This is a genomic window from Kitasatospora sp. NPDC051853 (genome assembly GCF_044452665.1).
Lineage (GTDB): Bacteria > Actinomycetota > Actinomycetes > Streptomycetales > Streptomycetaceae > Kitasatospora.
The window spans coordinates 353,075-364,803 of sequence record NZ_JBITBY010000002.1 but is presented as its reverse complement, the minus strand read 5'-3'; the positions used below and the strand labels follow the sequence as shown (position 1 = coordinate 364,803).

General features: G+C 72.5%; 11 protein-coding genes. 3 read left to right on the top strand and 8 right to left on the bottom strand.

Going from position 1 to position 11,729, the window contains the following annotated elements:
- Positions 1-20 precede the first annotated feature (20 nt).
- From ACIA8O_RS06450 to ACIA8O_RS06440, 3 genes are all read right to left on the bottom strand, one after another.
- Positions 21-566 carry a WXG100 family type VII secretion target gene (locus ACIA8O_RS06450; protein ID WP_396292414.1) on the bottom strand — a complete coding sequence of 182 codons (546 nt, stop codon included), beginning with the start codon at positions 564-566 and terminating at the stop codon, positions 21-23.
- 90 nt (positions 567-656) lie between these two features.
- Positions 657-2,843 (bottom strand): hypothetical protein, encoded by a 2,187-nt coding sequence (locus tag ACIA8O_RS06445; RefSeq protein ID WP_396292413.1) that lies wholly within the window; start codon positions 2,841-2,843, stop codon positions 657-659.
- Positions 2,844-3,075: 232 nt separating this feature from the next.
- Positions 3,076-3,756, bottom strand: coding sequence for a GNAT family N-acetyltransferase (locus ACIA8O_RS06440; protein ID WP_396292412.1), 681 nt, complete (start codon positions 3,754-3,756; stop codon positions 3,076-3,078).
- Positions 3,757-4,029: 273 nt separating this feature from the next.
- Between ACIA8O_RS06440 and ACIA8O_RS06435 the strand changes: the two genes are divergently transcribed.
- Positions 4,030-4,848, top strand: coding sequence for an isocitrate lyase/phosphoenolpyruvate mutase family protein (locus ACIA8O_RS06435; protein ID WP_396292411.1), 819 nt, complete (start codon positions 4,030-4,032; stop codon positions 4,846-4,848).
- Between the two features lie 22 nt (positions 4,849-4,870).
- Here ACIA8O_RS06435 and ACIA8O_RS06430 read toward each other — a convergent pair whose 3' ends face one another.
- The 3 genes from ACIA8O_RS06430 to ACIA8O_RS06420 form a co-directional block, all read right to left on the bottom strand.
- Positions 4,871-5,182, bottom strand: a complete 312-nt coding sequence (locus ACIA8O_RS06430) for a hypothetical protein (protein ID WP_396292410.1) — start codon at positions 5,180-5,182, stop codon at positions 4,871-4,873.
- 35 nt (positions 5,183-5,217) lie between these two features.
- Complete coding sequence (locus ACIA8O_RS06425) at positions 5,218-5,508, bottom strand: hypothetical protein (RefSeq protein ID WP_396292409.1); 291 nt, start codon at positions 5,506-5,508, stop codon at positions 5,218-5,220.
- Positions 5,509-5,688: 180 nt separating this feature from the next.
- Complete coding sequence (locus ACIA8O_RS06420; RefSeq protein WP_396292408.1) at positions 5,689-6,360, bottom strand: TetR/AcrR family transcriptional regulator; 672 nt, start codon at positions 6,358-6,360, stop codon at positions 5,689-5,691.
- Positions 6,361-6,492: 132 nt separating this feature from the next.
- Between ACIA8O_RS06420 and ACIA8O_RS06415 the strand changes: the two genes are divergently transcribed.
- Positions 6,493-7,254, top strand: coding sequence for a VOC family protein (locus tag ACIA8O_RS06415; RefSeq protein WP_396292407.1), 762 nt, complete (start codon positions 6,493-6,495; stop codon positions 7,252-7,254).
- Between the two features lie 124 nt (positions 7,255-7,378).
- Here the strand turns inward: ACIA8O_RS06415 and ACIA8O_RS06410 are convergent, their stop codons facing one another.
- Positions 7,379-8,650, bottom strand: a complete 1,272-nt coding sequence (locus tag ACIA8O_RS06410; protein WP_396292406.1) for a hypothetical protein — start codon at positions 8,648-8,650, stop codon at positions 7,379-7,381.
- A 554-nt stretch (positions 8,651-9,204) separates the two neighbouring features.
- Here ACIA8O_RS06410 and ACIA8O_RS06405 point away from each other — a divergent pair.
- Positions 9,205-10,155, top strand: coding sequence for a DUF6615 family protein (locus tag ACIA8O_RS06405; RefSeq protein ID WP_396292405.1), 951 nt, complete (start codon positions 9,205-9,207; stop codon positions 10,153-10,155).
- Positions 10,156-10,231: 76 nt separating this feature from the next.
- On the opposite strand, the gene glnA is transcribed toward ACIA8O_RS06405, so the two are convergent.
- Positions 10,232-11,644, bottom strand: a complete 1,413-nt coding sequence (gene glnA, locus ACIA8O_RS06400) for a type I glutamate--ammonia ligase (RefSeq protein WP_396292404.1) — start codon at positions 11,642-11,644, stop codon at positions 10,232-10,234.
- Between the last annotated feature and the right edge of the window lie 85 nt (positions 11,645-11,729).

Here is an 11,729-nt window from a genome sequence, read left to right as displayed (position 1 = left end):
AGGGTCGACTCGGGCAGGGGTCAGGCGACCTTGGGGCCGCTACCACCGGAGGGGTGCGGCGGCGGGGGCTCCGGGTCCTCCCAGGAGTTGTAGTCGAGCGTGGGCGCGGCGGCCGAGTCGAAGCTGGAGTCGGCCGTGACCGGGCCGCCGGTCTCGCCCGCGACCACCACCGTGACCGGCTTGTCCCGGGGATCCGGCTTGACCGGGGCGATGGGCGCGTCCGCGCCCTCGATGGCCCGCAGCGAGAGCGCGTTGGACTCGTCCGTGCTGCGGTAGTTGGCGACCACGGTGCGCAGGTTGGCCGCCACCTGGGCGCTGTTGGCGAGGAACTTCTGGATGCCGTCCAGCACCTGCTTCTGGTGGTCGGCCAGACCACCGACCGAACCCGTGGCCCCGGTCAGCGACTTGGCGAGCCGGTCGGTCCCGTAGACCGTCGGCTTGATCTGGTCGACCGCCGCCTTCAGCTGGGCGGTCGGCCCCTCCAGGTCGTCCAGCATCGTCTGGATCATCTTCGCCGCCGCTTCGACCTGTTCCAGGTCGACCCGGAATTTCTTCCCCTCTGCCATCTCCACCCCTCGCTCGTTGCCCCACCGATGGCCGGCGGCCCAGTCCGCCGGCCATCAACTTCCCACTGCACCACTGCGTCTGACCAGGCGTCAGAGCGTGACAGCGCCGCCCGGCCCGACCACGTACAGGCCGGTCTCGGTGAACGAGATCGCCAGCGGCGCGCGGTCCAGCGGCGCCTCGTTCAGCAGCGTGCCGCTGCCCAGGTGCCAGAGCCGTACGGTGTCCCGCTCGTCCCCGGCGGCGACCAGCGCCTCGCCGTCCATCTCCTGGCAGACCAGCGTGCGCACCCGCGCCGCACCCCCGGTCAGCTCCGTGACGGCCTGCCCGCTCTCCGCGTCGAAGGCCCGGACGGCGCCGTCGGCGGTCCCGGCCAGCACCACCGGACGCCCGGCGTGGGTGGCGAAGGCCAGCGCCGCGACCGGTGCGGCCAGCCCGCCCACCACCGGGCCCGGTGCGCCGGTGGCGGCGTCCCAGATCCGTACGGTGCGGTCGCCGCCCGCGGTGGCGAGCAGCGGCCGGGGCTGCCGGCCGATCGCCAGCGCGGTGACGCCCTGCTGATGGGCCGCCAGCCGCAGCAGCGGCGCGCCGTCCAGCGCACCGCGCACCCGGACCACGCCGTCCGCGCCGCCGGAGACCAGGGTGGTCTCCCCGATCGCCAGGCAGGTCACCGGGCCGGTGTGCGGGGTGGGCACCGAGAGCGGAGCGCCGTCGGACAGCCGGTGGCAGCGCACCGCCCCGGTGACGGTGCCGCAGACCAGCAGGCCCTCGGTCACCGCGACGGAGCTCACCGAGCCGCCGTCCTCGGCGAGTTGGAGCCGCTCGACGCCGCCGTCCCAGAGCCGTACGGTGCCGTCGCCGTACCCGGCGGCCAGCACCTGGCTGCCGTCCGCGAGCGCTGCGGCGGCCAGGGTGTTCAGCGGGCGGGGGCCGGTGGCGGGGCCGGTCGGCTCCCAGGTCGCCAGTGCGGTGCCGTCCGCCGGGTCGAAGAGCCGGATCCGGCCGCGCTCGTCGCCCACCGCGAGGGCCGCGCCGGCGCTGCCCCCGTCGTCGCTCCCGCCGCGGCCCCCGCTCCCGCGGACCACCGCGAGCGCGGTCAGCCAGACGCCGCCGGTCGCCCAGCCGTTCAGGCCGGTGCCGCGGTAGACGTCCCAGGTGCGCACGGTGCCGTCCAACGCGCAGGAGGCGAGCACGGGTTCACCCGCCAGCTCGGTGAAGGCCAGGCCGGTGACGGTGGCCGAGTGGCCGACCAGCACGGCCAGCGGCTCGCCGGTGGCCAGGTCCCAGAGACGGATCTCCCGGTCCACGCCGCCGGAGGCCAGCACCGCCTGGTCGCCCAGCGAGAGCACGGCGAGCGAGGTGACCCGCTCGGTGTGGCCCACCAGCAGGTGCAGCCGGGCGCCGGCCGCCGCGTCCCAGACCCGGATGGTGCCGTCGCCACCGGCGGCGGCCACCAGGTCGAGCCCGGCGCAGTGCGCGTGCACCAGGGCGGTGGCGCCCCGGCCGTTCACCGCGAGCAGGCCGAGGCCCTTGCCGTCCCCGGCCCGCCAGGCCCGGACCTCGCCCTCCCGGCCGCCGGAGAAGGCCAGCGGCACGCCCTCGACCACCGCGGCGGCCACCACCTGGGCGCCCTCGCCGCCCGAAGTCCCGTGCAGCAGTGCGCCGGTGGTCGCGTCCCAGACCTGGACGGCACCGTCCTGCGCACCGACCGCGAAGAGGTCGCGCTCGTCGACCCGGCCCAGTGCGACGGCGGTGGGCAGCAGCCCGGCCTCCTCGTCCGAGTCGCCCAGGGAGCCGCCGCCGTCGGCCAGTTCGGCCAGTCCGAAGCCCCGGCCGGCCACGGCCAGCGCGAAGGCCGGGCGGCCCGCGACGGTGCCGATGGCGGCCGTCGGGGGAGCCTCGGCCGGGTCGACGGCAGCCAACTGAACGAGATTGCCCGGCAGTTGGGCCGGGGCCTCCGGGCGGATCAGCTGGCCGGCCAGGGCCTCCAGCAGCCGGGCGATGCCGGGCACCGGGGTGTCGGTCCCGTCCGCCCAGGCCAGCTCGCCGACCACCAGCCGCCGGGCCTCGGCGGCACCGCCGCCGGCCCCGGGCGCGGTGCCGCGCAGCGCGTTCAGCACCCGGGCGGGCACCGCCGGGTCCACCGTCGCGGTGCGCACCACCTCGGTGCCGCCGTTGTGGTGGCGCACCCGCAGCGCGCCCGCCTGATCGAGGGTCAGTTCGAGCCTGCCTCCCGGCAGTTGCTCCCCGCCGACCGAGAACTCCACCGGTGCCGACATCTTCCGAACCCCCAGCCCTGGTACATGGACAAACCAGCCGCGCGATGCGCGTAGATCAAGTGTGCGTAGAGCAAGTGTGCGTGGACCAAACGTGCGTGGAGCGAACGTGCGCCGAACGGACCGCGCACTTATCGGTGCACTTCTCGTTGCGCTTCCCGGTGCCCGGGTCGGTGTGCTTTGACCGGTGCACCTCGCGGTGCGAGCGGCCCGTGCCGGAGACCTGCTGCTCTGCTCAGCAGAGGTCTTCGGGCACCAGGGTCGCGTAGACGGCGTCGTGCAGTTCCTGGGTGCGGGAGCTGCGGAACAGCGCGGGGCGGAAACCGGTCCGCCGGAAGCCGATGGAGGCCCCGACGACCTGGACCCCCATGTTCTCGGCGGCGGCGTAGGCGTCGATCCGCCGCAGCCCCAGCTCCTCGAAGCCGAAGCGGCAGACCAGCCGCATCGCGGAGGCCGCGGTGCGCATCCGCCGGTGCTCGGGGAGCAGCCAGATCGAGACCTCGGCCGCGCCCTCCTCGGGTCTCAGGTCCACCAGTTCGGCGAACCCGACCGCGGGCCCGCCCTCCTGGGTCGGGCCGTCCACGTCCGCCGGGCCGTCCGCGTCCTCCGGGGCGTCACCGTCGTCGCCCCCGTCCTCCGGGCCGCCCTCGGCCACCAGGGTCACCGCGAAGTACGCGGCCCGGTCGGCGTCCCAGAGCCGGGGCGCCACCTCGGTGATCCAGCGGACGGCGGACTCGCGGTCGGTGTGGGTCAGGATGCCCTGCATGAACTCGCGCACCAGCGGGTCACGCGATCCGGCCAGCAGTGTGTCGGCGTCCCGCTCCTGCGGTCTGCGGATCAGCACCTGGCCGTCGCGCGCATCTGAGAGCGCTTTCACCGTGCTCAGCGAGCAGATGGCGCCTCGATTCCTCCCCATGGGCCGTATCGAATCACCTTGAAGCCGGTCAATCAACCCGGGCCGACCCGCCCTTACTCGTGGGTAAGGTCAACTCGGTGCCCGGTGAACCGATTTGTCGACATCGCCTGACCGCTCGTCAGCACACGGAACGGCCCGCATCCCCGGCGCGCACGGCTCCGACCGGCGTGGAAACGCTCTCGGGCGCCGATGTGGAGGTTTCGGTCGGGTCTGCCGGCGGGCCCCCGCGGCGGTGACGGTGGTCACTCCCGGGCCGCGTGATGGAATGCCCGCATGCCGACACTCCTCGAGAAGGCCCGGGCCTTCCGCTCCCTGCACGTGCCCGGCCGTCCGCTGGTCCTGCCGAACGCCTGGGACGTCGCCTCCGCGCTCCTGGTCGCGCGCGCCGGAGCGCGGGCCGTCGCCACCACCAGCGCGGGCGTGGCCTGGTCCCTGGGTGCCGCCGACGGCGGACGGCTGGACCGCGAACGGGGGTTGGCCGCCGTCGCCCGGATCGCCTCCGCCGTCGACCTGCCGGTGACCGCCGACATCGAACGCGGCTTCGCGGAGGAACCCGAAGGGGTCCACCGCACCGTCACCGGCGTCCTGGAGGCCGGCGCCGTCGGGGTCAACCTGGAGGACGGCCTGCGTCCCGTCGCCGAACAGGCCGAGCGGATCGCCGCCGCCCGCGCGGCCGCCGACGCGGCCGGGATCCCGCTCTACCTCAACGCCCGCATCGACACCCACCGCCTGCCGCCCGGCGGCGACCGCCTCGACGAGACCGTCCGGCGCGCGCACGCCTACGCCGCCGCCGGTGCCGACGGCGTCTTCGTCCTGAGCGCCCTCGACGCGGCCGAACTCCGCTCCCTGGTCGCCGCGTCGGACGTCCCCGTGAACGTGCTGATCGGCCCCGGCACGCTCACCGTCCCCGAGTACGCCGCCGCCGGGGCGGCCCGGGTCAGCGCCGGCTCCTCGATCGCCGAAGCGGCGTACTCCCTCGCCGAGCGCGCCGCCCGCGAACTGCTGGACGCGGGCACGGTCGGCGAACTGGACGGCCAACTCGACTGGGCCGCCCTGAACGCGGTCCTGCTCGGCGAGCAGCCCGCCGCCTGAACCGCCCCCGCCGCCAGGGGAGTCAGGGCTGACCGAGCGCGGCCCGCAGCCTCCCCCGGGTGACGGCGGCGGCCTCCCGGGTGACGGGGTCCTCGCTCCGCAGCGCGTCGTCCAACAGCAGGTCGGCGGCGGCGACCACGGCGGCCGGCAGGGCCACCTCGCGCAGCCCGAGCAGCTGGGCCGCGGCCCGGTGACCGGTCGTCAGGGAGGCCTCGGAGTGCTCCGAGGGCTCACCGGGCCGGTGGGCGGGGTGGGTCGAGGAGTGCGCCGAGGAGTGCGCCGAGGGGTGCGCCAACTCGCCCCGGGGGCGGCGAGGTTCGTTGATCAGGGGCATGTCCGGTCCGTCGGTCGAGGTGGGGGTGCGGTCGGTCAGGAGGCCTGCAGGTCGCGGACGACGGGGGGCGCCGCGCCGAGCGCGGGCCGCTCGGCGCGGGGGGCGATGCTCCGCAGTACCGGGGCGGACGGCAGCGGCGCGGGGGCGGCCCCCGTCGCCGCCCCCGCGTGGGCGTCCCGGATCCACCGGGCGAGGACCCGGGCGAACTCGGGGCCGATCACCGCCGCGCGTCTCAGCTGTTCCAGGTCGCCGGTCCGCAGCGGGACCCCGGCCGCCGTCAACGCGGCGAGCAGGGGCTGGACCGCCGTCCACGGGAGGGGGGCCACGGGCAGGGGGCCGGTATGCGCAGGCTCTGTCACGCCGGGTCCAACTACCGCCCGCCGACCGGGGTCACGGGTCCGGGGCTCCGTTCCACCCAGCGATGTAGGCCGGACGGGCCGGGGCGTGGAGGCCGGGGCGGGGCGGGTACGGAGCGCGGGGGGCGTGCGCCTGTCCCCGCGGCGGGCTCACCGGAAGGTGTCGGCCGGGCCGTCGCCGACCCCGCCGCCAACCCCGTCGCCGACCGCGTCGGCGGCGACGAGCAGGGCGCGCAGGTGGTCGGTCTCCGGGAGGAGCATGGCCACGATCTCCTCGTCGGCGCGCCCGGCCAGGGTGAGCTCCTGGATGCGGTGGAACACCAGCCGGTCCGCCGCCGCGATCAGCGCCGCGGCGGCCCGTGGAACGATCGGCGGAGTGCCCTGCGGAACGGCGTCGGCGAGGGCACCGGCGAGGGCCTCCTCGCGCAGGTCGTGCAGTTCACGGATCCGGGCGGTGAGGGTCGGGCTGTCGGCGATCATCCGGGCGAACGCGGGCCCGGTGAAGCCGACCGCGGGGTCGTGCGCCATCAGGGCGGCCCGGAAGGCCCGGCTGACGGCGTCGAGCGGCACCTCCGCCGGTCCGCGCCCGGCGACCGCGCGGGCCAGGCCCTGGGTGAACTCCTCGTAGCGGTCGAGGGCCAGGTCCTCCTTGCGGGCGAAGTAGTTGGTGACCGTCTTCTTGGCCACCCGGGCGGCGGCGGCGATCTCGGCGATGGTGGTCCGCTCGAAGCCCTGCTCGATGAAGAGCCTGGTCGCGCAGTCGGAGATCAGCTGCCTGGTCTCCCGCTTCTTGGACTCGCGGAGTCCCGTCTCGGTCGTCACGGAGCAAATCTTACCCCCGGCGCAAAATTATGCTTGCCCTACTCCGTGCGCCCGTTCTAAAGTTACGCCCGTCGCAAAGTTAGCCCGAGTAGACCTAGATCAGGAGCACCCCTGAACGTCACCACCACCACCGTGTCCCTCACCGTCGACGACGTGGACGCCTCCCGCGACTTCCTCTGCACCCACCTCGGGTACCGGGTCGCCGTCGCCGCCGAGGGCTTCGTCTCGCTCAACCGTGAGGACGCCGCCGCCGACGTCGTCCTGCTGCGCACCGGCACCGAGGTGCTCCCACCCGAGCAGCGCCACCGGCGGGCCACCGGGCTGATCCTCGCGCTCACCGTCACCGGCCTCGACGAGGAGGAACGGCGACTGCGCGAGGCCGGCGCCCCGATCACCCTCCCGCTGCACGAAGAGCCCTGGGGCGAACGGCTCTTCCAGCTCACCGACCCCAACGGCGTCGTCGTCCAGCTGGTCGAGTGGGTCACCCCCACGGCGGACGCCGCCGAGCCGGCCCGGCCCACGGCCCACGTGATCGCCCCCGCCGCCGAGCACGTCACCGAAACACCGAACGCCCGGATGGCCGGCCTCGCCGCCCCCAGCCGCGGCAGCGCCGAACTCAGCACCTGGACCGTCACCATGACGGCCGGTCAGACCAGCCCCGAGCACACCGTCAGCCGCGAGCAGGTCTGGACGGTCACCGCCGGCGCACTGGAGATCACCCACTCCGACCGCACCGAGACCCTCCCGACCGGCCACACCCTCGTCCTACCGCCCGGCCTCCTCCGCCGGGTCCACGCCCCGCAGGACGCCCGGGCCCACGTCGCCATGCGCGCGGACGGCGTCGCCACCGTCCCCGGCACCGAGGGCACCCGAGTCCTGCCGTGGGCCCAGTGACCCACCGTCAGCACCCTTCCTGAGCAAGTCCTCCGTACGCAACGTGCGGGCCGCCTCCGTGCGAGCGGTGCACGTCAGCCCGGTCGGCCGGGTCCTGGCCGACACCCGGGCAGGTGGGAGCCGATCACGTGTCCTCGGCGAAGGCCTTGTTGACGGCGGCGCGGAGCTGCAGCCAGGTGGGGTCCGTCGAGTCGGCTTCGGTCACCGCTTCGAGGTCATCGGCTTCCCAGCTGCGGGTTCCGTCGGTGACGACGAGGCCGGACTCCAGGTCGGCGTCGGCGGACAGCTCGGAGGTGGCGGCCAGGAACGCGGCTACTGCCGCCCCGGCGAGCTCGTGGTTGTCCGGGGCGTCGCCGGTCGTCGCGGTGGGGTCGGCGAGCACGGAGAGGAGCAGCAACCGGCCGTCGTCGGTGGCGCCGAGGAGTTCACCGGGCGGAGTCACCGTGAGCGTGGTCAGGCAGGACCCGGGCGGGCCGCTGTGGTCGGTCGTGTCACCGGTTTCGACGTCCACTTCGAGAAGGGCGCCGCCGGGCGCCGCGATCCAGAGCCTGCCCGGGCGCGTGGCGAAGGCGAGATTGTGCCTCGACCAGGACGCCATCTGATCGAGCCACTCCTGCGGATAGGGGTAGCCGGGGTTCGGGTCGCCCAGGGCCGCGGACAGAACACGCCGGAGCGAGGGGAACTCGAAGACCTCCACATAGTTGCCGTACGCGTTGCCCCGGATCGCGAAATGGCGCCCGTCCGGACTGAAGACGGGAGTCTCGTAGCCGTCGCAGTCCAGGATCAACGCGTGCCGCAGCCGCCGCATCGCGGTAGGAGCGACGCCGTCGCCGTTGCCGACGCGGGCGAAGAGGCAGTAGGTGGCTCCCTGGTCGCTGACCAGGGTGGCCACGAGCCCGCCTCCGGGATGCGCCGCAACTCCGGTGTCCCATCCCGGCCCCGTGCTGACGGCCCCGGAGCCGAGGTCGATCACGTCCGAGCTCTCCCAGTCCTCGCTCCCTTCGCGCCACGACGGTGAGGCCCACAGAGCGCGGCCGTCGGGACTGAATGCCAGGCAGCGGTAGGAGGCGCCGTCGCCCACGGCAGACGCCCCGTCAGGAGTCCACCTCCACAACCCCTCCGCCGTAGCCACGACCAGCAGCGCCTGCTCCGGATGCCACGCCGCAGCCGGCGTCAGCTCCATCCGGTCCCACCCGACGGCCTCGCCGTACCCCTCCGCCTCGGCCCCCACGACCCCGATTTCCCGCAACTGTTGCCCGCCGCAGTCCCAGAGGCGTACCGCCGGGCGCTCCGAGTCCCAACAGGCCACCAATGGCAGCCGCGGATGACACACCAGCCGCTCCACCGAGCACCCGCCCTCGACCAACGACCGTGCCACAACCTTGAGTTCAGTCACGTCGGCACGGTAGCCACCGGCACCGACAGCAGTAAGGTCCCGGATGGCGCTGGGGGTCTCGCGAGCCGTGGTCATGGCATGCAGGAGATTTCTGTGGAGTGGCGCTTTCAGGTCAGGTTGATTAATGGTGAATCTGCTCGGCAGCTCATCCGCGCAGGTCAGCGAGCACCCCATGAGCGCAGACGAGTTGACGCCAAGCCGACTGACTCCGCCAGGCAATGACGATCAGGTCGCTGGCCTGCGGGAACCCACTCACGAAGGACATCACGGCTGTTTCGTAATGGTTGGGCCGAAACGCAGCTGCCCGGGGCCTGGTGGGCGTAGCCTCGCGCCTGAAGTGTTCGAAGTGCGGTTCGACCTTTCACCGGGACGTGATCGTCGGCAGCTGACGGACGATCCACCGCAGAGCCGGGCGGTGCAGGGAGGGCTTCGGAGCGGGGCGGTCGGTGGTGAGCCCGAGACCTGCCACCCCCAAGTCTGCCGTCGCCCGACTTGCCTTCCCGCTGAACGAAGCTCTGACGCATGCTGGTTGCGGCGGGAAGGAGGCGGTGGCCATGGCGGTAGGGACCTTGAAGGCGCTGTGCGCCGCGATGGACGACATCGCGTTGGACACGTGGGGCAGGTTCGAATCCGGTCGGCTTCCAGGGCACCGCTACGACGAGACGAGCGCCTCGGACAACAACCTGGCCGCGTTGCGGGACAGGGTGCCCGGTCTGCTGATCTGGCAGAGCTCGGTCTCGGAGGAGGCGAAGACCGGTGCCGACTGGGAGTGGTGGATCGGCGACGACGAGGTGGGATGGCTCTGCGTCCGGATGCAGGCCAAGCGCGCCTACGCCGACGACACGTACGACCAACTACGGCACGGCGATGCTGGAAACAGGCAGTACGACAAGCTGATCCGCGGCTGTGATCCGGCTGAGGGCAGGTTCCCGTTCCACGTGTTCTACAACGGCTGGCCGGAAGGAACCTTCCACGAGGGAACCCACTGGGCGGTGCCGGCGCATTGGAACGCCTGCCCCAATCGGAAGGAGTACGACGAGTGTGGTCATGTCGAGCCCAGGCACTACGGCTGCGCCATCGCCCCGAGCGGTGAAGTCAAACAGATCAGCGATGCCGGAGGAAGATCCAGGTATTCGATCGTGGAGCACCTGTCCAAGGCCGTCCCTTGGTCGTACGCATTCGGCTTCCCGCAGGGCAAGCCCGGCAGCGAGGAGCGCTGGCAGGCCGGGATCGAGCGTCGCCCACCCGGGGGCACTTGGCTCGACCGGATCCACGGCACGCTGGTGGTCCTCACCGAACGGGGCGGAGCGAGCGTCGCACGCGACATCACGGGGCACTTGAAGGAAATCCCGGGAGCCGACCGCAGCACGCGGATCTTCGACCTGCCGGACTACGTGCGGACGATGCGCGGAACCGTCCCGGGGCTCTTTGAGCCCGAGGCCGAGGAGGAGGTTCCCGCCGCTCCCCGCACCGTGATCCTGGAACGTAAGGGAAAGCAGCGCTGAGCCCGCTCGCGCTGACGAGGGTGCCGCCCTTCCGGGCGGCACCCTCGTTTCCCGCGTGGCGTCGATCGCCATCGTCCTACAGGTCGTAGTAGAGCTCGAACTCGTGCGGGTGCGGGCGCAGCGCGATCGGGGCGATCTCGTGGGTGCGCTTGTAGTCGATCCAGGTCTCGATCAGGTCGGGGGTGAAGACGCCGCCGGCCAGGAGGTACTCGTGGTCGGCCTCCAGGGCGTCGAGGACGGCGCCGAGGGAGTTGGGGACCTGGGGGACGGAGGCGTGCTCGTCGGGGGCCAGCTCGTAGAGGTCCTTGTCGACGGGCTCGAGGGGCTCGATCTTGTTCTTGATGCCGTCGAGGCCGGCCATCAGCATGGCGGAGAAGGCCAGGTAGGGGTTGGAGGCCGGGTCGGGCGCGCGGAACTCGATGCGCTTGGCCTTGGCGTTGGAGCCGGTGATCGGGATGCGGATCGCGGCGGAGCGGTTGCGCTGGGAGTAGACCAGGTTGACCGGGGCCTCGAAGCCGGGGACCAGGCGGTGGTAGGAGTTCACCGAGGGGTTGGTGAAGGCGAGCAGCGAGGCGGCGTGTTTGAGGATGCCGCCGATGTAGTAGCGGGCGGTGTCGGAGAGGCCCGCGTAGCCCTGCTCGTCGTAGAAGAGCGGGGAGCCGTCGCTCCACAGGGACTGGTGGACGTGCATGCCGGAGCCGTTGTCGCCGAAGATCGGCTTGGGCATGAAGGTGGCGGTCTTGCCGTTCCGCCAGGCCACGTTCTTGATGATGTACTTGAACAGCATCAGGTCGTCGGCGGAGTGCAGCAGGGTGTTGAACTTGTAGTTGATCTCGGCCTGGCCGGCGGTGCCCACCTCGTGGTGCTGGCGCTCCACCTCCAGCCCGGCGGCGGCGAGTTCGAGCGACATCTCGGCGCGCAGGTCGGCGAAGTGGTCGACCGGCGGGGTGGGGAAGTAGCCGCCCTTGTACTTGACCTTGTAGCCGCGCACGTCACCGGTCTCGGAGCCGGAGTTCCAGGCGCCGGCCTCGGAGTCGATGTGGTAGTACGAGGCGTTCGCGCTGGTCTCGAAGCGGACCGAGTCGAAGACGTAGAACTCGGCCTCGGGCCCGAAGTAGGCGGTGTCGGCGATGCCGGAGGAGGCCAGGTAGGCCTCGGCCTTGCGGGCGACGTTGCGCGGGTCGCGGCTGTAGGCCTCGCCGGTGATCGGGTCCTGGATGAAGAAGTTGATGTTGAGGTGCTTGTCCTTGCGGAACGGGTCCAGCCGGGCGGTGGCCAGGTCGGGGACGAGCGCCATGTCGGACTCGTGGATGGCCTGGAAGCCGCGGATCGACGAGCCGTCGAACATCAGGGTCTCGGACGGGTCGAAGGTCGCCGCTGGCACGGAGAAGTGCTGCATGACGCCCGGCAGGTCGCAGAACCTCACGTCGACGAACTTGATGTCGTTGTCCGCGATGTACTGCTTGACCTCGGCGGCGTTGTTGAACATCCATCCTCCTCAGCGAGCGCGTTTTGGAGTCAACCGTAGGAATCGGGCGTTTCCGGTTGGTGACCCTTTCGTTTCCTGAATGTTA